This is a genomic window from Enterobacter sp. JMULE2, from assembly GCF_013337145.1.
Lineage (GTDB): Bacteria > Pseudomonadota > Gammaproteobacteria > Enterobacterales > Enterobacteriaceae > Enterobacter > Enterobacter mori.
Window position 1 is genome coordinate 826,408 of sequence record NZ_SGWD01000010.1, and the last position, 18,343, is coordinate 844,750.

Sequence of the window (18,343 nt, forward strand, 5' to 3'; positions counted from 1 at the left end):
GGCCTACATTCTTCACCGTTGTAGGCCCGTGCAAGCGTAGCGCCGCGCTCATCACTCCGTCATACACCCGGCTAGCGTCTGCGCCAGCGCAGAGGGATTTTCCCACGACATTGAGTGCCCCGCCGCAGGGATGATTTTCACCTCAACGCCCTTCTGCTTCAGATTCTCCACGTCGTCATCAGGCAGCGACAGCTCGCCGAAAATCAACGTAACCGGACAGGCAAGCGACAGAAATTGTGTTGCCCAGTCAGGCTCAACACCGTGCACGAGGCTCGACGCGCCCCGCCAGACGGCATAAGGAGCATTGCTTTTCAGGCAACCCGCCCACGCCGTCGTTTCCGCGCTCAGCATGGCGTCATAACCCTGCGTCAGAAACTGTTGCTCGGTTTGTGCGACAATTGACCGGCTGAACATTCCCCCACCCGCATGAAAATTGGGTTCTGAGACCATCAGTCCCTTCACGCGCGTTGCCAGCAGCCCCGCCGTTTCGATAGCAATGCTGCCGCCCATACTGTGGCCGTATAACCAGAAGGCATCCAGTTTAAGGTGATCAATCAGTTCCGCCACAACGTACGCCTGGTCGGTAGTTTTATAGCTGTAGTGCTCAGGCTTATCGCTGTAGCCGCTGCCGGGCAAATCGATGAGAATCGCTCTGCGCGCGCCAAACAGCGGGTCATGAACGACACGGGGATATTCATAGGAAGAGGCGCAGCCCAGCCCGTGAATGAACACCACGGGATCGCCGGTACCGGGCAAGTCATGCCAGCGCACGGTGCAACCGGCCTGCTGCGAGTAAAAACTGTTCATAAGCACTCCTTTTACGATGCACTGTGTATTTATACAGTTATCGTATCTGGAATGCCATGTTCATCGTTTAAAAATGGAAGCGTGCTTCAGAAAAGCGAGATCAGCAGCGCAACGGGAAAGCTCATTGGCCACGTTGAGCCCACCAGAAAAGCGCTGAGCAGGCGGATACGTTTGCGGTCTTTGGAGAGGAACCAGGTAATTAATGCGCAGAGGGAAGCCATGATTGCGTAAAAAACCAACATCTTTTGATACAACGTCATTCTGTATTCCAGAGCCGAAAAATAACCGCACGCAATATGCGTCATATGTTGATACAGATCAAGTTTTTTCGTTACAGAATAACCACTTAAAATTTATGGATAATAACAACTGAGTATCTTGCGTAACAAACAGGGAGAGCAGGCAATACTCCTTACCTATAACACGCATCTTAAATGCACTTTTTGACAAATCCTCTGTTTTTGAAAGGCGTCTAATAAAGGCAGACATTCATGGGAGGCAAAATGCTACGCATTCCGCAGAGTTGTATTCATACCCGCTCCACCCCTTTCTGGAATCGAGACACAGCCCCTGCAGGGATCTTTCAGCGTCATCTCGACACGGGTACCCGTCCGGGCGTTTATCCGCGCCTTTCCGTTATGCAAGGCGCCGTACGCTACTTAGGCTACGCCGATGAACTGACGCCCGAGCCTGACAGCACATTGATTATCAAGGCTGGGCACTTCGGTGTTTTTCCGCCGGAGAAATGGCATCACATCGAAGTCATGTCCGATGACACGCTCTTCAACATCGACTTTTTCGTCGAACCCGAGGTACTGAGGTCGCTTTAAGCGGCTTTTAGTTAAGAGGAAATCATTATGCTACGTATTCCTGAGAATTTTGTGCATACCCGCTCCACGCCCTTCTGGGATAAAGACTCGGCACCAAAAGCCCTTTTTAATCATCATAATACTAAAGCCAGCGTCTACGGCCGTTTGTCCGTGATGCAGGGCGCGGTGCGCTATTTTGGCTTCCCGGATGCAGACGCAACAGAACCGGATTTGGAACAGGTGATCGAGGCTGGTTCGTTTGGCATCTCACCGCCGGAAAAATGGCATCGCATTGAGCTGTTGACCGACGATACCTATTTCAATATCGACTTTTTTGCCGATCCTGACGTTACGCTTCAGGGCGCAGGTATCGGGAAAGTTGTTAATACACATAAGGAGTAACGTCGTGAGTAAAGCAACGTACACCGTGACCGTGACCAACAACAGCAACGGCGTCTCGGTGGATTATGAAACTGACGCACCAATGGAGTTGCTCATCCCCGACGTCGCCGCAGACGTGGTGAAAGATTTGGTGAATACCGTCCGCGCTTACGATACGGAAAATGAGCACGAGGTATGTGGCTGGTAAATAAAACGCCCGGCGATACTGGCCGCCGGGCATGGTTTTTAGTGTTTTATCATCACATGCCGGACAACCGTATAATCCTCAAGCCCGTAGACCGACATATCTTTGCCGTAGCCGGATAATTTCATGCCGCCGTGCGGCATTTCACTCACCAGCATAAAATGGGTATTCACCCAGGTGCAGCCATACTGCAGGCGCGCACTCAGGCGATGGGCGCGGCCCACGTCTTTGGTCCAGACCGACGACGCCAGGCCATATTGCGAATCGTTGGCCCAGGCAAGTACCTGCGCTTCGTCGTCAAATTCCGTCACGCTGACCACCGGACCAAACACCTCGCGTTGAACAATTGCATCTTCTTGCTTCGCCCCGGCCAGCAGGGTTGGCTGGAAGTAGTAGCCCGCCCCTTCGTGTTTACTCCCGCCGGTCACCACGCGGATATGGCTCAGCGCTTTTGCCTCGTCAACCGCGTTGCACACGCGTGACAGGTGTGCGGCAGAGCTGAGCGGGCCAAGTTCTGTCGACTCGTCCTCCGGCGCCCCCATTTTCAGGCTGGCGACGGCGGCCCCCAGCTTCTCAACCAGCGCGGCGTAAATGCCCTTCTGAGCATAGATACGGCAGGCGGCGGTGCAGTCTTGTCCGGCGTTGTAGAAACCGAACGTGCGCACGCCTTCCACCACGGCGTCCAGATCGGCATCGTCAAAAACAATCACCGGTGCTTTGCCGCCCAGCTCCATATGGGTGCGCTTAATTGAGGAAGCCGTGTGGCTGATAATATGCTCGCCCGTGGCAATCGACCCGGTGAGTGAGACCATGCGGACTTTTTCATGCCCGGTGAGCGGGTCGCCGACGGTTTTACCGCGACCAAAGAGAACGTTAAGTACGCCTGCCGGGAAGATGTCTCTGGCCAGCTCGGCCAACTTTAAGGCCGTCAACGGGGTGATTTCAGAAGGTTTGATCACCACGCAGTTGCCTGCCGCCAGCGCGGGAGCCAGCTTCCAGGCAGCCATCATCAGCGGGTAGTTCCACGGCGCAATGGACGCGACGACGCCGACCGGATCGCGGCGGATCATTGACGTATGCCCTTCAAGATACTCGCCGGCGGCCAGTCCATTCAGGCAGCGCGCCGCGCCCGCAAAGAAGCGAAACACATCGACCACCGCCGGGATTTCGTCCCCCAGCGCGCAGTGCAGAGGCTTTCCACAATTAAGGGATTCGAGCCGGGCGAACGCTTCAGCATGCGCTTCAATGGCATCAGCCAGCTTCAGCAAACACTCGGCGCGGGTTTTAGGCGTCGTTTGCCCCCATTCCCCGAATGCGCGATCCGCAGCCTGAACGGCCGCATCGACCTGCGCCGCTGACGCTTCAGCAATATCCAGCAGTACGTCGCCGGTGGCAGGGTTATAGACCGGCTGCGTTTCCCCTTCACCGGCCACCAGTTCACCATTAATCAGCAGTAGTTTTTGCATAGCATTGTCCTGTTGAAATCAATGTTATTTCCCGCTTTCGGCACCGTTTTCGCCGTCGCGGGTTAGCCACCAGGCTCCCAGAATGGGGATGGTTGTCACCAGCATCACCAGCAGTGCAACAACGTTGGTGACCGGTACGTCACGCGGACGACCGAGCTGGTTGAGCAACCACAGCGGTAACGTGCGCTCGTGTCCCGCCGTAAATGTCGTCACGATAATTTCGTCAAACGACAGCGCAAACGCCAGCATCCCTCCGGCCAGCAGCGCCGAGCCAAGGTTAGGCAGCACCACATAGCGAAAGGTTTGCCAGCCGTCTGCACCTAAATCCATCGACGCTTCCACCAGACTCCAGGACGTGCGCCGGAACCGGGCAATCACGTTGTTGAAAACCACCACCACGCAGAAGGTGGCGTGTCCTACAACGATGGTGAAAAATCCCGGCTCAAGGTTGATGGTTTTGAATGCCGTCAGCAGCGCCAGGCCGGTGATGATCCCCGGCAGGGCAATCGGCAACAGCAGCAGCAGAGAGATCGCGTTTTTACCAAAGAACTCGCTGCGCCACAGTGCCGCTGCAGCAAGCGTGCCAAGCACGAGTGCAATGCCGGTTGATAAGCTGGCAATTTTAAGTGACAACGTCACAGATTCAAGAATATCCCCACGCCCTGCCGCAACGCTGAACCACTTGAGCGTTAGCCCCTGCGGCGGGAAGCTGAAAGCCGCGTCCTCGGTATTGAACGCATAGGTCGCGATAATCAGCAGCGGGAAGTGGAGGAAGATAACCCCGCCCCACGCGGCCACTTTCAGGAACAACGGTGCGCGATCAGAGTGCATCGAATGCTCCCAGGCGTTTCACGAACGCCAGATAAAGCGAGATCAGCACAATCGGAACCAGCGTGAATGCGGCAGCCATGGGCATATTCCCAATGGCCCCCTGCTGGGCGTAGACCATGTTTCCGATGAAATATCCCGGCGGCCCCACCAGCTGCGGCACGATAAAATCCCCGAGCGTCAGCGAGAAGGTAAATATTGATCCTGCCGCAATCCCCGGAATAGCCAGCGGCAGAACCACGTAGCGGAAGGTTTGGCGCGGACGCGCGCCCAGATCGGCAGACGCCTGTAGCAGAGAAGCGGGTAACCTCTCCAGCGCCGCCTGCACGGGTAGGATCATAAACGGCAGCCAGATATAGACGAAGACCAGAAAGCGGCCCAGCCCTGATGTCGACAATGTGTTACCGCCAATCGCCGGAAGCGTAAGCAGAGAAATCAGGAGCGGCTCAAGCCCCAAATGGCTGAGAAACCACTGTGCCACCCCATCTTTCGCCAGCAGCAGCGTCCAGGCGTAAGCCTTAACGATATAACTCGCCCACATGGGTAGCATCACCGCGATGTAGAAAAAGGCTTTCCACTTACCGCGGGTATAACGCGCCATATACCACGCCATCGGAAACGCGAGGATCGCGCTGGCGACAGTGACCGCAAGAGCCATCACCAGCGTGCGCAAGATGATGTCGTAGTTTGCCGGGTTGAAAAGTGCCTGAATATTCGCAAAGGTGAGATCGGGCGTCACCGACATGGTGAAGTCGTCGAACGTATAGAAACCCTGCCACAGCAGCGTCAGAAGCGAACCCAAATAGACGATGCCAAACCACATCAGCGGCGCGAGAAGGAGCAAGAACAGGCCGAGCGACGGTTTACGCCAGAACAAGGCGGTAATACGGCTTAACCTACCGTGCGGCGCGGGCGTGGGTGAAACGCTCATGTCCATTTCACCTCTCCTCATGAAGCAACACCATGGCCTCGCGTGACCACGAGGCCAGCACCTGCTGTCCGGGCGCAATCCCTGCCGGGAGCGCGCCTCCGGTAAGGTTCGCCTGGCTGACCAGCAGTTTCGCACCGTCTGCAAGACGCAGTTCAAAACGCGTGGCCGCGCCCTGATACTGTACCGCCTGTACCACGCCCTGCACCTGAACGTCACCGCCCTCATTAAGACGAATATGTTCCGGGCGCAGCGAATACATCCCCTCCATCCCACAGACCTGGCGGGCCAATGCGGTATCAAAAACGTTAGAGGTGCCAACAAAACTGGCGACAAACGGCGTGCGAGGACGCATGTATAGTTCGCGCGGGGTGTCAACCTGCTCGATACGCCCGTTGTTGAAGACGGCCACCCGATCCGACATGGACAGGGCTTCTCCCTGATCGTGGGTGACGAAAATAAAGGTAATGCCCAGCTCCTGCTGAAGCTTTTTCAGCTCGAACTGCATTTGTTCGCGCAGTTTAAGGTCGAGAGCGCCTAGCGGTTCGTCCAGCAGCAGCACGCGGGGTTCGTTCACCAGCGCGCGGGCAATCGCCACGCGCTGACGCTGGCCGCCGGAGAGCTGTGAAGGCTTACGCGCGACGGCAAAACTCAGGCCGACCTTCTCCAGCGCCTGACCGGCCAGCGCGTAGCGTTTTTTCTTGTCGATACCTTTAACCATCAGCCCGTACGCTACGTTGTCGAGGATCGACATGTGCGGAAACAGCGCGTAATCCTGAAATACGGTGTTGACGTCGCGCTCCCAGGGAGGCAATTCGCTGGCTTCTTTACCGAAGATTTTTATCGCGCCGCCGCTCAGCTGTTCAAAACCGGCAATCAGGCGCAGGCAGGTCGTTTTGCCGGAGCCCGAAGGCCCCAGCATGGAGAAAAACTCCCCGTCACGAATGCCAATAGTCACCCCATCCACCGCTCGTACGTCGCCGTACAGACGGGAAACGTCATTAAACTCTACTGCGTACGTCATGTTCTGCTCCCGGACGTTCAACGACCGCCCATGATGGCAATGTAATCCTGCGTCCAGCGGCTGTAAGGGACAAATTTCCCCCCTTCCGCAATCGGCGTTTTCCAGAACATGATTTTTTCGAACTCGTTATAACCGTTGGTTTCGCAGCCTTTATCACCGAGCAGCGTGCTGGCTTTACAGCCTTCCGCGACCACCGGCAGCGAGCCAAACCAGGCCGCCAGATCGCCCTGAACTTTTGGCGTCAGCGACCAGTTCATCCATTTGTAGGCGCACATTGGGTGTTTTGCCTGCGCGTGCAGCATGGTGGTGTCCGCCCAGCCGGTCACCCCTTCTTTCGGGAAGACGGTGGCAACGGGCTGGTTCTCTGCCTTCAGGGCATTCGCCTGATATGGCCAGGCGCTGGAGGCCACCACGCCTTCATTTTTAAAGTCGCTCATCTGAACGGTGGTGTCATGCCAGTAGCGGTGGATAAGCGCGTGCTGATCGCGTAGCACCTTGAGCACAGCGGCGTACTGCTCTTCGGTGAGCTGGTACGGGTCTTTAATACCTAACTGCGGTTGAGTGGCTTTGACGAACAGCGCGGCATCGGCGATATAAATCGGGCCGTCGTACGCCTGCACGCGTCCCTGGTTGGTTTTACCGTCAGGCAAATTCTGTTTGGTGAATACCACGCTCCAGCTGTCCGGCGGCGTCGGGAAAGTTTTGGTGTTGTACATCAGCAGGTTTGGCCCCCACTGATACGGCGTGCCGTAGACTTTGCCGTCAACGTTAAACCATTCCCCTTTCACAATCCGTGCGTCGAGGGTTTTCCAGTTGGGGATGAGATCGGGGTTAATCGGCTGAACGCGTTTCCCCATGATCAGGCGCAGCGAGGCGTCACCGGAGGCCGTGACCAGGTCATATCCCCCTTTCGCCATCAGGCTGACCATCTCGTCGGATGTGGCCGCCGTTTTGACGTTAACGGTACACCCGGTCTCTTTTTCAAACTGGGTCACCCAGTCATAATTTTTATCCGTCTGACCGCGTTCGATGTACCCCGGCCAGGCAATAATATCCAGTCGTCCTTCCCCGTTACCGATGGCCTTCGGCGGTTCGGCGGCTTGCGCGGTCATGATTGTCATGCCAAGCGCATACAGGCTGCTGCGGGCAAAATTTTTGCTCATTAGATATACTCCAGTCGCAATGAAATTTAGCGGCAGCCTTGCCGTAAAAATATCTCCTTAATTAAACGTAGACCGCGCAAATGCGCCGCACCTTTCGGCTAAAGGAAATTTCATCAAGGTGTGACCGAGGGCGCATTCCCCGTTAACTGGATTATAGACAAGGAGTTAGCAGAGGAAGGGAGTATGCAGATTTCCTATGATGCGGCGCTGAGGGATATTCGCAGCGCCGTCATAAAGATAAGGAAGGATTATTTAAAAGCCGACTACGCGATTTATTCCAGCATCTCGCTAATTAATTTTCCCAACTGAATAACAGCCTGTTCTTCCCGTTCACCCCACGCCCAGGAGGTATTAAACCGGAAAAACGGTGTCCAGCTGTCTGACGTTGAAAACATCTTACCTGGCGCGATGCTGATGTGGTGGACTAACGCTTTCTCGCTCAGCAGCCCGGCATCCAGCTGCGCCGGAAGCTCCAGCCATAAAAAATAGCCGCTGTCGTTGTGATGGATTTTGACGCCAGCAGGCATATGGCGCAAAAGCGACTGCCACCCCTGCTGTTTGCGCTCGGCCAGCGTGCGTCGCAGGCGGCGAAGATGGGCGTCATACCGTTTTGTCGCCAGATAATCCACCAGCGCCAGCTGCATGGGTGAGCTGGTTGATAAGGTGCTCATGAGCTGCAGTTGCTGAATGCGGCGCGCATGCTTTCCCGCCGCGACCCATCCGATGCGAAAACCGGCCACCAGACATTTTGAAAATGAGGAGCAGTGCAGCGTCATGTCCTGCCTGTCCCAGGCCTTGGCCGGAAGCGGTTTTTCACGGCCAAAATAGAGTTCGCTGTAGACGTCGTCCTCAATCAGGGTGACGTTATGCTTCGTTAGCAGCGCCACCAGCAGCGCCTTTTTCTCCGCACTCAGCGTGAAGCCAAGCGGGTTTTGACTGTTGGTCATTAGCCAGCAGGCTTTTACCGGATAATCATTCAGGGCCTGTTCAAGGGCATTCAGGTCGATCCCCTCGCGCACGTCGGTCGCTATCGATAGCGCCTTCAGCTTCAGGCGTTCAAGCGCCTGGAGAGCACCATAAAAACAGGGATTTTCAACGATCACCCAGTCACCGGGTTCGGTGACGGCCTGCAGGCTAAGGTTCAGCGCCTCAAGCGCGCCTGCGGTAATGACAATCTCTTCAGGTGAGATGTTCATCCCCTGCTGCGCGTAGCGGCGGGCAATGGCGTGGCGTAGATCGACGTTACCCGGCGGCAGGTTTTCAATCACGCTCATCGCGGTGGCGGTTTTACTGACGTTCGCCAGCGAGCGGTTAAGCTGCTGAAGCGGAAAGAGCCGCGGATCGGGAAATGCGGAAGCAAACGGGACGACGGAGGGATCGCGGCTGGCCTGCAGCACGTCGAAGATATAGGTGTTGATGTCGACCACTTCATCGCGCATCACCTGAGCCGGAGGAGCAGGCTGTTGCGCAGTCGGGCGCGAGGCAACGTAATAGCCCGATTGCGGTCTGGCGACAATGCGCCCCTGGCTTTCCAGCATCTGATACGCGTGGCCCACGGTCATAAAACTCATGCCGCTGCTCGCCACCTGCTCTCGCAGCGAAGGCAGCTTATCGCCCGGCAGCCATACGCCAAGCTCAATCTGCGAGATAATTTGTTGCGCCAGACGCTGGTATTTTTTCATCAGATTCTCCTTATTGCCGACAGTGTATATCAGCAGGAGAAAAAGAGAAGATTTTGCTAACTGTTATGGAAAGCGTTGTTAATTACTTGCGGTACTCAGTGATATGGCTCTGGGCAGAACGTGCTGCGGCCAGGTGATCGAGCGTAACCATCGACGATTTGCAAAAAATGCATTTCGCGCCGTGAGGATTTTTCTCAGACACATCAAAAACTGAAGTACGGTACTGCGAGCCATGACAGCATGGGCAGCGAAAATGGATATAAGAAGTCATAGGATTCTCCTGTAAACGTAAAAACGTAAATTACTCATGAGCCGATCAGGCAATAATGGTTTTAAACAAAACTAATCGGAAAGTAGATAAAGACCCAAGAGAGGCTGCGGAGAGGCACAACGTGATGAGAACTGCTTTATAAAACTACGTCAGATATTTATTTGGACTCAAAACCAGAAGACCATTAACGCACGACGCAGACGACAAGGCAAGCGGTTTAATGCGGAAAATTCATAAAAAAATGGTTTTTATTCCGTCTTTGCACATTACGGATTCAAATATTGGGGTGGGCACCTCCTACACACCACAGCATAACCACATGAAATATAGATATTTTATATAACATCTTTTGCCTACCTCTCTCCCAAGCCAGGGCGTATTAAAAATAGGGTAAAGAACCTGATAGGTATCCTCATCACGTAGGAATTTCGTTCTAACTTTGCATAAAGGAACTAAGAATGAGTTGGAATAAAGACGTTGCTCTTTCACATCTTCGGTCACGCGCTCTCGGCCACTCGCATCACGAATGTGCGACATTTACGCGGGAAGCTATAGAAGCTGGCGGTATACGGCTGGAGAGAACACGAAACGCAAAAGACTATGGACCCTCTTTACTTCGCGCGGGGTTTCGTGAAGTTCCCTCGGGTTCTGTGTTGCGAAGTGGTGATGTCGCAGTGATCCAGCCTTACCCGGGAGGAAGCGCCAGCGGCCACATGACTATGTATGATGGAACACAATGGATTTCCGATTTCCGCCAGAGCAGTATGTATCCGGGGCCGGGTTATCGTGCTTCTCACCCGGCTTACAAAATCTACAGGATGAACTGATGCGAATCGCAATTGTATTATGCGCATGCTGGCTTTCTGCTTGCTCTGTTAAGCACGATAGTGGCGTGACGACCCGGGTGCGTTCATTCTATTCACTCTATCTCATGTCTTTGACCAGCAGCGAAAGAGAATTCTCGAACGCTGATCTGCGGGAGTATGTCTCTGCCGATACGCTCTCGAGAATTGAGCAAATAGAATCAATACCCGAGCAAGATTTGCTGGAGTCTGATTACTTCGCTTACGCACAAGATTATGATCCAGCATGGGTACCTGCGCTAACCGTCGGCCCCGCTACGACTTTCATGGGGGGTGAAGTTTTGCCCGTGTGGATTGGCGTAGAAAATGGAGAAAAAATAGAACTTGAGGTATTCGCCCGCTGGGAATCGGGCACATGGAAAATATACAGAGTCCGTGATGTCACCGATAACTACGAGCATCCGATATTTAATGCTGGAGCAATTGCCCGGGCGAGGTTGGCTGCTGAAAGTGGGCTTTAAGCACATCAGGTTATACGCAAGGCAAACTGTTATGGGTAATTAAGCCAGGTCTGTTTCTGCAACCCAGCGCTGGCGCGGCTTAGAATGGCATCGACATAATTACATCGCGGAGTTTTGCATGTTTGGTTTGGATGCTTTTCACCTTGCGCGGATACAGTTTGCCTTTACCGTATCCTTTCACATTATTTTCCCGGCAATCACCATCGGCCTGGCAAGCTATCTTGCTGTACTCGAAGGGCTGTGGCTCAAAACAAAAAATCCCGTCTGGCGCTCGCTGTACCATTTCTGGTCGAAGATCTTCGCCGTTAACTTTGGTATGGGTGTGGTCTCCGGGCTGGTCATGGCCTACCAGTTTGGCACTAACTGGAGTGGATTTTCACAGTTTGCGGGCAGTATTACCGGCCCGCTGCTGACCTATGAAGTGCTCACCGCTTTCTTCCTTGAGGCCGGTTTCCTTGGCGTGATGCTGTTTGGCTGGAACAAAGTCGGTCCGGGTCTGCACTTCTTTGCAACCTGTATGGTGGCGCTGGGGACGATTATATCGACCTTCTGGATCCTCTCCTCCAACAGCTGGATGCAGACCCCGCAAGGCTATGAGATCGTCAACGGTCAGGTCGTACCGGTAGACTGGTTTGCCGTGGTATTTAACCCCTCTTTCCCGTACCGCCTGCTGCATATGTCGATAGCCGCCTTCCTCAGTAGCGCGCTGTTTGTTGGTGCATCTGCCGCCTGGCACCTGCTGCGCGGTAACAGGACGCCTGCCATTCGCGCCATGTTCTCCATGGCATTATGGATGACCCTGATTGTGGCCCCCATACAGGCGATGGTGGGTGATATGCACGGGCTGAACACCTTAAAATACCAGCCCGCCAAAATTGCCGCCATTGAAGGCCACTGGGAAAACCCGCCGGGTGAACCGACGCCGCTGCTGCTGTTCGGCTGGCCGGACATGGAGCAGGAGCGCACCCGCTTTGGGCTGGCGATCCCGGCGCTGGGCAGCCTGATCCTGACCCACAGTCTGGAAAAACAGGTTCCCGCGCTCAAGGAGTTTCCGAAAGAAGACCGGCCAAACTCCACCATCGTCTTCTGGTCGTTCCGCATCATGGCAGGCCTGGGCATGTTGATGCTGCTGCTGGGAGTGGCTGCGGTCTGGCTGCGCTACAAAAAACGGCTGTATACCTCTCGTCCCTTCCTGTGGTTTGCCCTGTTTATGGGGCCATCCGGATTGATTGCCATCCTTGCCGGATGGGTTACCACGGAAGTGGGCCGCCAGCCGTGGGTGGTCTATGGACTGCAGCGCACGAAAGATGCGGTTTCCGCGCACGGCGATCTGCATATGAGCGTCAGCCTGCTGGCCTTCTTCGTGGTTTATACCTCGGTGTTTGGCGTGGGTTATAGCTATATGGTACGCCTGATCAAAAAAGGTCCTCAGCCTCATGAGTCATTTGCCACTGAAGCTGATGGTCGACCCGCTCGTCCCCTTTCCGCCGTTATCACTGAACGTAAGGAGAAGCCATAATGGGAATCGATCTCTCCCTTATCTGGTTTGTGATCATCGTATTCGCCACGTTAATGTACATCGTGATGGATGGATTTGATCTGGGAATTGGCATCCTGTTCCCCGCGACGCAGAACGGCGACGATCGCGATGTGATGGTCAACAGTGTTGCGCCGGTGTGGGACGGGAACGAAACCTGGCTGGTGCTTGGCGGCGCGGCCTTGTTTGGTGCCTTTCCGTTGGCTTACGCGGTCATCATCGACGCGCTGACCATTCCGCTGACATTAATGCTGATCGGACTTATTTTCCGGGGCGTGGCGTTTGAGTTTCGCTTCAAAGCCACACCGGTACACCGTCCGTTCTGGGATAAAGCCTTTATTGGCGGCTCGATTCTGGCAACGTTCACCCAGGGCGTGACGGTCGGCGCTGTGATTAACGGTTTCTCCGTTACCGGACGCGCGTACAGCGGCGGACCCTTTGACTGGTTCACTGCCTTTAACCTGTTCTGTGGCGCAGGTCTGGTCATCGCCTATGCCCTGTTAGGCTCAACATGGCTGGTGATGAAAAGCGAAAATGCCCTGCAACAGCGGATGCGTGAGGTTTCAAAAACGCTGTTAATCGTCCTTCTGCTATTCATTGCGGCAATCAGTATCTGGACGCCTTTGGCGCAACCGGCTATCGCCGCGCGCTGGTTTACGCTGCCGAATCTGTTTTATCTGCTGCCCGTCCCGGTGCTGGTGGCGATCCTGAGCCTGTGGCAGTGGCGAAGCCTGAAGGATCCTGATAGCCATAATCTGCCGTTTGTGCTGACGCTGGGGTTGATTTTCCTCGGATTCAGCGGTCTTGGGATCAGCATCTGGCCGCACATCATCCCGCCGTCTATCACCTTATGGCAGGCCGCTGCACCACCGCAGAGTCAGGGCTTTATGTTAGTGGGCGCACTATTGATCATTCCCATCATTCTGGTCTACACCTTCTGGAGCTACTACGTATTTCGCGGAAAAGTACAGCATGGGGAGGGTTATCACTGATGCAACAACCTGTCTGGAAACGTCTGATGTGGCTGGTCATCATCTGGGGCGGTAGCGTCCTGGCGCTGGCCGCCGTAAGTATGTTCTTCCGCATGCTGATGGCGGCGGCGGGATTTAAATCTCACTAACACCCTGTGCCGGGCACCGCACTGTTGCCCGGCCTCTTCTCGCACTTTCAGATAAACCCCATTAACTCGCGCGGGCGTATGGTTACACTTGGAATAGATTCACAGCATTGATATTTAGAGAAGAAAAATGAAAAAGCTCGTTGCAGTAACTTTTCTGAGCCTGGCCCTGGCGGGCTGCGTTAACCCGGGTAAAGCGTCCGTTCAGCCGGAGCAGCTTCAAAACCACCGTTTTGTGCTGGAAAACGTCGATGGTAAAGCCATCACCAAAACGGCAACGCAGCCTGAAATAAGCTTTAGCGCGCTGTCAGATATCAGCCTGATTAAAAACATCAATGTCTCAGGCGTGATGTGTAACAGCTATAACGGACAGGGGAAATTGTCCGAAGGCGCGCTCACCGTCAAAACGCTGGCGATGACCCGGAAACTGTGCACTGACCCACAGCTTAACGAACTGGATCAGGCCATCGGCGACGTGCTGCGCAAGGGCGCACAGGTCGACCTGACTGAAGACCAGTTAACGCTGGCGACAGCCGAAAAAACGCTGATGTTTAAACGCGTTGAGTAATCAGTAGTTACCGCAAGATCCCGCGGCAAGCGACTGTTCACTGCAGCGCTTGCCATTTGGCAACGCGCACATACCAATCGCAGACCCATCGAGCTGGCGAGCAACCGATAACGAACCCCCAATCATCGCGCAGTTGGCCTGGCCGGAACTTGACATCGCAGCCCTCATACCTGGCGTAACGTGCGCCGCCGTTGCCTGCTGAACAGGTTCACTACTACATGCCGACAACAATAACGCGGCACACCCTACCCAAAACGCTGAACGCATGTTCTCTCCCCCATGAATAATGACAAACCTATGCATAATAGGCACGCGGCGCCGCATCGTCGAGAGTGGATGTGCGTATTTATGCGCTCCGGAAACAATTTCTCGCAATTTTTCCGGCAAAAGTTTGATCTACTCATTGATGCCGGGAATATCGAGGACACAAAAGCGAAAATCGCAAAACCTGAGCTTTGCTAAAATAAAAGAATAATTATCAGGGCTTGTTGCCGTTATACAGGCCCCTCTTTTTGCGCAATGTAAGGGTGTCGTCTTATGCAAACTATTGACGGTAATGGTGCAGTCGCGTCAGTTGCGTTCCGTACCAGCGAAGTTATCGCCATCTACCCGATTACGCCAAGTTCCACGATGGCTGAACAGGCGGATGCCTGGGCCGGAAACGGGGTAAAAAACGTCTGGGGGGATGTCCCACGCGTGGTTGAAATGCAGTCCGAAGCGGGCGCGATTGCCGCGGTGCACGGTGCGCTTCAGACAGGCGCCTTGTCCACGTCGTTTACCTCCTCTCAGGGATTGCTGCTGATGATCCCGACGTTATACAAATTAGCCGGACAGTTGACGCCATTTGTGCTGCATGTCGCTGCCCGTACGGTCGCCACTCACGCCCTCTCCATCTTTGGCGATCACTCAGACGTGATGGCGGTCCGTCAAACGGGCTGCGCCATGCTGTGCGCCAGCAGCGTCCAGGAGGCACAGGACTTCGCGCTGATTTCGCATATCGCGACGCTGAAAAGCCGCGTGCCGTTTATTCATTTCTTTGATGGGTTCCGCACATCTCACGAAATCAACAAAATCGTTCCGCTGGCTGACGATACGATCCTCAATCTTCTGCCACAGGCTGAGATCGATGCGCACCGTGCTCGCGCCCTCAATCCGGAACATCCTGTGATTCGCGGAACCTCTGCAAACCCGGATACCTATTTCCAGTCTCGCGAAGCGACCAACCCGTGGTACGACGCGGTTTACGACCATGTTGAACAGGCGATGAATGCGTTCGCCACCGCCACCGGACGGGAGTACAAACCGTTCGAATATTATGGCCATCCGCAGGCGGAACGCGTAATTGTACTGATGGGCTCAGCCATCGGCACCTGTGAAGAAGTGGTGGATGAACTGCTGACGCGCGGCGAAAAGGTCGGCGTGCTGAAAGTACGGCTTTATCGTCCGTTCTCAGCTAAACATTTGCTCTCAGCGCTTCCGGAAAGCGCGCGATCCGTTGCCGTTCTTGACCGTACCAAAGAACCGGGTGCGCACGCGGAACCGCTCTATCTGGACGTGATGACGGCCCTGGCGGAAGCGTTTAATAGCGGCGAACGCGAAATGCTGCCGCGCGTTATTGGCGGGCGCTATGGCTTGTCATCCAAAGAGTTTGGCCCGGACTGCGTGCTGGCAGTCTTTAACGAACTGAATGCAGCGAAGCCAAAACCGCGCTTTACGGTCGGCATTTATGATGATGTGACTAACCTGTCCCTGTCGTTGCCGGAAAACACCCTGCCCTCGACCGCCAAACTCGAGGCGCTGTTCTATGGTCTGGGCAGCGACGGTAGTGTCTCAGCAACCAAAAACAACATCAAAATCATCGGCAATTCGACGCCGTGGTATGCCCAGGGCTATTTCGTCTATGACTCCAAAAAAGCGGGCGGGCTGACCGTTTCCCACCTGCGCGTCAGCGAACACCCTATTCGCTCGGCTTACCTTATTTCTCAGGCAGATTTTGTAGGCTGCCACCAGCTGCAGTTTATCGACAAATACCAGATGGCGGAGCGCCTGAAACCTGGCGGTATTTTCCTGATTAACACTCCGTACAGCGTTGATGAAGTCTGGGCGCGGCTGCCGCAGGAAGTGCAGGCGGTGCTGAACCAGAAAAAAGCCCGCCTCTTTGTGATTAACGCCGCCAAAATTGCCCGCGAATGTGGCCTGGCGGCACGTATCAACACCGTGATGCAGATGGCCTTCTTCCATCTGACCAACATCCTGCCGGGCGACAGTGCGCTAATAGAGCTGCAGGGTGCGATAGCCAAAAGCTACAGCAGTAAAGGCCAGGAGCTCGTCGAGCGCAACTGGCAGGCGCTGGCGCTGGCTCGCGAATCGCTGTTTGAGGTACCGCTGCAGCAGGTGAACGGAGCCAGCCCGAATCGTCCTCCGGTGGTGTCCGACGCGGCGCCGGATTTCGTGAAAACCGTAACGGCGGCGATGCTGGCCGGTCTGGGCGATGCCCTGCCCGTCTCGGCGCTGCCGCCGGACGGTACCTGGCCAATGGGCACCACCCGTTGGGAAAAACGCAACATCGCCGAAGCGATCCCGATCTGGAAAGAAGAGCTGTGTACGCAGTGCAACCACTGCGTGGCGGCCTGCCCTCACTCGGCCATCCGAGCCAAGGTGGTTTCTCCTGAAGAGATGGAAACCGCACCGGCCAGCCTGCACTCGCTGGATGTGAAATCACGCGACATGCGCGGACAGAAATACGTTCTGCAGGTCGCCCCTGAAGACTGTACCGGCTGTAACCTGTGCGTCGAAGTGTGCCCGGCGAAAGATCGTCAAAATCCGGACATCAAAGCCATCAATATGATGTCGCGTCTGGAACATGTTGAAGAGGAGAAAGTGAATTATGACTTCTTCCTGAACCTGCCGGAAATCGATCGCAGCAAGCTGGAACGTATTGATATTCGCACCTCACAGCTGATTACTCCGCTGTTCGAATACTCGGGTGCCTGCTCTGGCTGCGGAGAAACACCGTATATCAAACTGCTTACGCAGCTTTACGGCGACAGAATGCTGATCGCTAATGCCACCGGCTGTTCGTCTATTTACGGTGGTAACCTCCCTTCCACGCCATACACTACCGACGCTAACGGTCGCGGCCCGGCATGGGCAAACTCGCTGTTTGAAGATAACGCCGAGTTTGGTCTTGGCTTCCGTCTGACCGTCGATCAGCACCGCGCGCGCGTGATGCGTCTGCTGGAGCAGTTTGCCGATAAAATCCCTGCAGAACTGAATGATGCACTTCACTCGGAAGCCACGCCTGACGTACGGCGCGAGCAGGTCGCTGAACTGCGCAACGCGCTGCAGGGCGTTGAGGGTACGGAACAATTGTTGACGGATGCTGATGCGCTGGTTGAGAAATCTATCTGGCTGATCGGCGGCGACGGCTGGGCCTACGACATTGGCTTCGGCGGGCTTGACCATGTACTGAGTCTGACTGAAAACGTTAATATTCTGGTGCTCGATACGCAGTGTTATTCCAACACGGGCGGTCAGGCGTCTAAAGCGACACCGTTAGGCGCCGTCACCAAATTTGGTGAGCACGGCAAACGCAAAGCTCGTAAAGATCTCGGCGTCAGCATGATGATGTACGGCCACGTTTATGTCGCGCAGATTTCACTGGGTGCACAGCTTAATCAGACCGTGAAAGCGATTCAGGAAGCGGAAGCCTACCCTGGCCCATCGCTGATCATTGCCTACAGCCCTTGCGAGGAGCACGGCTATGATCTGGCTCTCAGCCACGATCAGATGCGTCAGCTCACAGCAACCGGCTTCTGGCCGCTGTACCGGTTCGACCCACGCCGTGCGGATGAAGGCAAACTGCCGCTGGCGCTGGATTCACGTCCGCCATCTGACGCTCTTGCCGAGACGCTTATGCAGGAGCAGCGCTTCCGCCGCCTCAACGCGCAACAGCCTGAAGTAGCAGAACAGCTCTGGAAAGATGCCGCCGCGGATCTGCAAAAACGCTATGACTTCCTGGCACAGATGGCCGGGAAGGCGGATAAATCAACCAGCGAATAACTCTACCCGCCCGGCTCGTCCGGGCATTTATTTGTCATAAAAAAAGCCCGATGTATTCACACCGGGCTAATCCAGAGAATCAGAGAAGACTATTTAGTTAACTAAATAATATTCACATCAATTATGGATGAAGAAATCTTAAAGGCATATAACGACGGCGATCTTACCTTT

General features: G+C 54.9%; 20 protein-coding genes. 10 read left to right on the forward strand and 10 right to left on the reverse strand.

Going from position 1 to position 18,343, the window contains the following annotated elements; translation table 11 throughout:
• Positions 1-51: 51 nt before the first annotated feature.
• Both EXW94_RS04795 and EXW94_RS04800 read right to left on the reverse strand, forming a co-directional pair.
• The gene (locus EXW94_RS04795; protein ID WP_174339621.1) at positions 52-807 is read right to left on the reverse strand and encodes an alpha/beta fold hydrolase; all 756 of its coding nucleotides are present in this window, start codon (positions 805-807) and stop codon (positions 52-54) included.
• Between the two features lie 86 nt (positions 808-893).
• Entirely contained in the window at positions 894-1,067 is a 174-nt protein-coding gene (locus EXW94_RS04800) for a GhoT/OrtT family toxin (RefSeq protein WP_042716204.1), read from the reverse strand.
• A gap of 243 nt (positions 1,068-1,310) precedes the next feature.
• On the opposite strand from EXW94_RS04800, the gene EXW94_RS04805 reads away from it, so the two are divergent.
• The 3 genes from EXW94_RS04805 to EXW94_RS04815 are packed head-to-tail and all read left to right on the forward strand — an operon-like array spanning position 1,311 to position 2,205.
• On the forward strand, positions 1,311-1,637 hold the full coding sequence (locus EXW94_RS04805; RefSeq protein WP_108417515.1) for a DUF1971 domain-containing protein: 327 nt from the start codon (positions 1,311-1,313) through the stop codon (positions 1,635-1,637).
• 27 nt (positions 1,638-1,664) lie between these two features.
• Entirely contained in the window at positions 1,665-2,018 is a 354-nt protein-coding gene (locus EXW94_RS04810) for a DUF1971 domain-containing protein (RefSeq protein WP_089600111.1), read from the forward strand.
• A 4-nt stretch (positions 2,019-2,022) separates the two neighbouring features.
• Positions 2,023-2,205, forward strand: coding sequence for a DUF1869 domain-containing protein (locus EXW94_RS04815; RefSeq protein WP_010431529.1), 183 nt, complete (start codon positions 2,023-2,025; stop codon positions 2,203-2,205).
• Between the two features lie 38 nt (positions 2,206-2,243).
• On the opposite strand, the gene patD is transcribed toward EXW94_RS04815, so the two are convergent.
• From patD to EXW94_RS04850, 7 genes are all read right to left on the reverse strand, one after another.
• The gene (gene patD / locus EXW94_RS04820; RefSeq protein ID WP_174339622.1) at positions 2,244-3,668 is read right to left on the reverse strand and encodes an aminobutyraldehyde dehydrogenase; all 1,425 of its coding nucleotides are present in this window, start codon (positions 3,666-3,668) and stop codon (positions 2,244-2,246) included.
• Positions 3,669-3,692: 24 nt separating this feature from the next.
• Entirely contained in the window at positions 3,693-4,499 is an 807-nt protein-coding gene (locus tag EXW94_RS04825; RefSeq protein ID WP_120158241.1) for an ABC transporter permease, read from the reverse strand.
• The gene (locus tag EXW94_RS04830; RefSeq protein ID WP_374040842.1) at positions 4,489-5,427 is read right to left on the reverse strand and encodes an ABC transporter permease; all 939 of its coding nucleotides are present in this window, start codon (positions 5,425-5,427) and stop codon (positions 4,489-4,491) included. The genes EXW94_RS04825 and EXW94_RS04830 overlap by 11 nt, the downstream gene beginning before the upstream one ends.
• A gap of 7 nt (positions 5,428-5,434) precedes the next feature.
• Positions 5,435-6,448: an ABC transporter ATP-binding protein gene (locus EXW94_RS04835; protein ID WP_174339623.1), complete on the reverse strand. Its 1,014-nt coding sequence runs from the start codon at positions 6,446-6,448 to the stop codon at positions 5,435-5,437.
• Positions 6,449-6,465: 17 nt separating this feature from the next.
• Positions 6,466-7,611: a putative ABC transporter substrate-binding protein YdcS gene (gene ydcS / locus EXW94_RS04840; RefSeq protein ID WP_089600118.1), complete on the reverse strand. Its 1,146-nt coding sequence runs from the start codon at positions 7,609-7,611 to the stop codon at positions 6,466-6,468.
• A 272-nt stretch (positions 7,612-7,883) separates the two neighbouring features.
• A complete protein-coding gene (locus tag EXW94_RS04845; protein WP_010431538.1) occupies positions 7,884-9,293 on the reverse strand; it encodes a PLP-dependent aminotransferase family protein in 1,410 nt (469 codons plus the stop codon).
• An 82-nt stretch (positions 9,294-9,375) separates the two neighbouring features.
• A complete protein-coding gene (locus EXW94_RS04850; RefSeq protein ID WP_052302284.1) occupies positions 9,376-9,564 on the reverse strand; it encodes a hypothetical protein in 189 nt (62 codons plus the stop codon).
• 458 nt (positions 9,565-10,022) lie between these two features.
• Between EXW94_RS04850 and EXW94_RS04855 the strand changes: the two genes are divergently transcribed.
• From EXW94_RS04855 to hslJ, 6 genes are all read left to right on the forward strand, one after another.
• Positions 10,023-10,391 (forward strand): NlpC/P60 family protein, encoded by a 369-nt coding sequence (locus EXW94_RS04855; protein WP_108417362.1) that lies wholly within the window; start codon positions 10,023-10,025, stop codon positions 10,389-10,391.
• Positions 10,391-10,888 carry a YbjP/YqhG family protein gene (locus EXW94_RS04860; RefSeq protein WP_174339624.1) on the forward strand — a complete coding sequence of 166 codons (498 nt, stop codon included), beginning with the start codon at positions 10,391-10,393 and terminating at the stop codon, positions 10,886-10,888. Before EXW94_RS04855 ends, EXW94_RS04860 begins: the two co-directional genes overlap by 1 nt.
• 118 nt (positions 10,889-11,006) lie before the next feature.
• Positions 11,007-12,407 (forward strand): cytochrome ubiquinol oxidase subunit I, encoded by a 1,401-nt coding sequence (locus tag EXW94_RS04865; RefSeq protein ID WP_174339625.1) that lies wholly within the window; start codon positions 11,007-11,009, stop codon positions 12,405-12,407.
• Positions 12,407-13,417, forward strand: a complete 1,011-nt coding sequence (gene cydB / locus EXW94_RS04870) for a cytochrome d ubiquinol oxidase subunit II (RefSeq protein WP_174339626.1) — start codon at positions 12,407-12,409, stop codon at positions 13,415-13,417. Before EXW94_RS04865 ends, cydB begins: the two co-directional genes overlap by 1 nt.
• Positions 13,417-13,545: a DUF2474 domain-containing protein gene (locus EXW94_RS04875; protein WP_010431546.1), complete on the forward strand. Its 129-nt coding sequence runs from the start codon at positions 13,417-13,419 to the stop codon at positions 13,543-13,545. The genes cydB and EXW94_RS04875 overlap by 1 nt, the downstream gene beginning before the upstream one ends.
• A 127-nt stretch (positions 13,546-13,672) precedes the next feature.
• Positions 13,673-14,110, forward strand: a complete 438-nt coding sequence (hslJ, locus tag EXW94_RS04880; protein ID WP_174339627.1) for a heat shock protein HslJ — start codon at positions 13,673-13,675, stop codon at positions 14,108-14,110.
• Here hslJ and EXW94_RS04885 read toward each other — a convergent pair whose 3' ends face one another.
• Entirely contained in the window at positions 14,111-14,377 is a 267-nt protein-coding gene (locus EXW94_RS04885; RefSeq protein ID WP_174339628.1) for a DUF333 domain-containing protein, read from the reverse strand.
• A 270-nt stretch (positions 14,378-14,647) separates the two neighbouring features.
• Between EXW94_RS04885 and nifJ the strand changes: the two genes are divergently transcribed.
• On the forward strand, positions 14,648-18,172 hold the full coding sequence (nifJ, locus tag EXW94_RS04890) for a pyruvate:ferredoxin (flavodoxin) oxidoreductase (protein ID WP_174339629.1): 3,525 nt from the start codon (positions 14,648-14,650) through the stop codon (positions 18,170-18,172).
• Positions 18,173-18,343: the final 171 nt, after the last annotated feature.

What these genes read in the sequence shown, in the direction of transcription:
- EXW94_RS04795 (WP_174339621.1), bottom strand. Translation starts at nt 807, where the DNA reads ATGAACAGTTTTTACTCGCAGCAGGCCGGTTGCACCGTGCGCTGGCAT.
- EXW94_RS04800 (WP_042716204.1), bottom strand. Translation starts at nt 1,067, where the DNA reads ATGACGTTGTATCAAAAGATGTTGGTTTTTTACGCAATCATGGCTTCC.
- EXW94_RS04805 (WP_108417515.1), top strand. Translation starts at nt 1,311, where the DNA reads ATGCTACGCATTCCGCAGAGTTGTATTCATACCCGCTCCACCCCTTTC.
- EXW94_RS04810 (WP_089600111.1), top strand. Translation starts at nt 1,665, where the DNA reads ATGCTACGTATTCCTGAGAATTTTGTGCATACCCGCTCCACGCCCTTC.
- patD (WP_174339622.1), bottom strand. Translation starts at nt 3,668, where the DNA reads ATGCAAAAACTACTGCTGATTAATGGTGAACTGGTGGCCGGTGAAGGG.
- EXW94_RS04825 (WP_120158241.1), bottom strand. Translation starts at nt 4,499, where the DNA reads ATGCACTCTGATCGCGCACCGTTGTTCCTGAAAGTGGCCGCGTGGGGC.
- EXW94_RS04830 (WP_374040842.1), bottom strand. Translation starts at nt 5,427, where the DNA reads ATGAGCGTTTCACCCACGCCCGCGCCGCACGGTAGGTTAAGCCGTATT.
- EXW94_RS04835 (WP_174339623.1), bottom strand. Translation starts at nt 6,448, where the DNA reads ATGACGTACGCAGTAGAGTTTAATGACGTTTCCCGTCTGTACGGCGAC.
- ydcS (WP_089600118.1), bottom strand. Translation starts at nt 7,611, where the DNA reads ATGAGCAAAAATTTTGCCCGCAGCAGCCTGTATGCGCTTGGCATGACA.
- EXW94_RS04845 (WP_010431538.1), bottom strand. Translation starts at nt 9,293, where the DNA reads ATGAAAAAATACCAGCGTCTGGCGCAACAAATTATCTCGCAGATTGAG.
- EXW94_RS04850 (WP_052302284.1), bottom strand. Translation starts at nt 9,564, where the DNA reads ATGACTTCTTATATCCATTTTCGCTGCCCATGCTGTCATGGCTCGCAG.
- EXW94_RS04855 (WP_108417362.1), top strand. Translation starts at nt 10,023, where the DNA reads ATGAGTTGGAATAAAGACGTTGCTCTTTCACATCTTCGGTCACGCGCT.
- EXW94_RS04860 (WP_174339624.1), top strand. Translation starts at nt 10,391, where the DNA reads ATGCGAATCGCAATTGTATTATGCGCATGCTGGCTTTCTGCTTGCTCT.
- EXW94_RS04865 (WP_174339625.1), top strand. Translation starts at nt 11,007, where the DNA reads ATGTTTGGTTTGGATGCTTTTCACCTTGCGCGGATACAGTTTGCCTTT.
- cydB (WP_174339626.1), top strand. Translation starts at nt 12,407, where the DNA reads ATGGGAATCGATCTCTCCCTTATCTGGTTTGTGATCATCGTATTCGCC.
- EXW94_RS04875 (WP_010431546.1), top strand. Translation starts at nt 13,417, where the DNA reads ATGCAACAACCTGTCTGGAAACGTCTGATGTGGCTGGTCATCATCTGG.
- hslJ (WP_174339627.1), top strand. Translation starts at nt 13,673, where the DNA reads ATGAAAAAGCTCGTTGCAGTAACTTTTCTGAGCCTGGCCCTGGCGGGC.
- EXW94_RS04885 (WP_174339628.1), bottom strand. Translation starts at nt 14,377, where the DNA reads ATGCGTTCAGCGTTTTGGGTAGGGTGTGCCGCGTTATTGTTGTCGGCA.
- nifJ (WP_174339629.1), top strand. Translation starts at nt 14,648, where the DNA reads ATGCAAACTATTGACGGTAATGGTGCAGTCGCGTCAGTTGCGTTCCGT.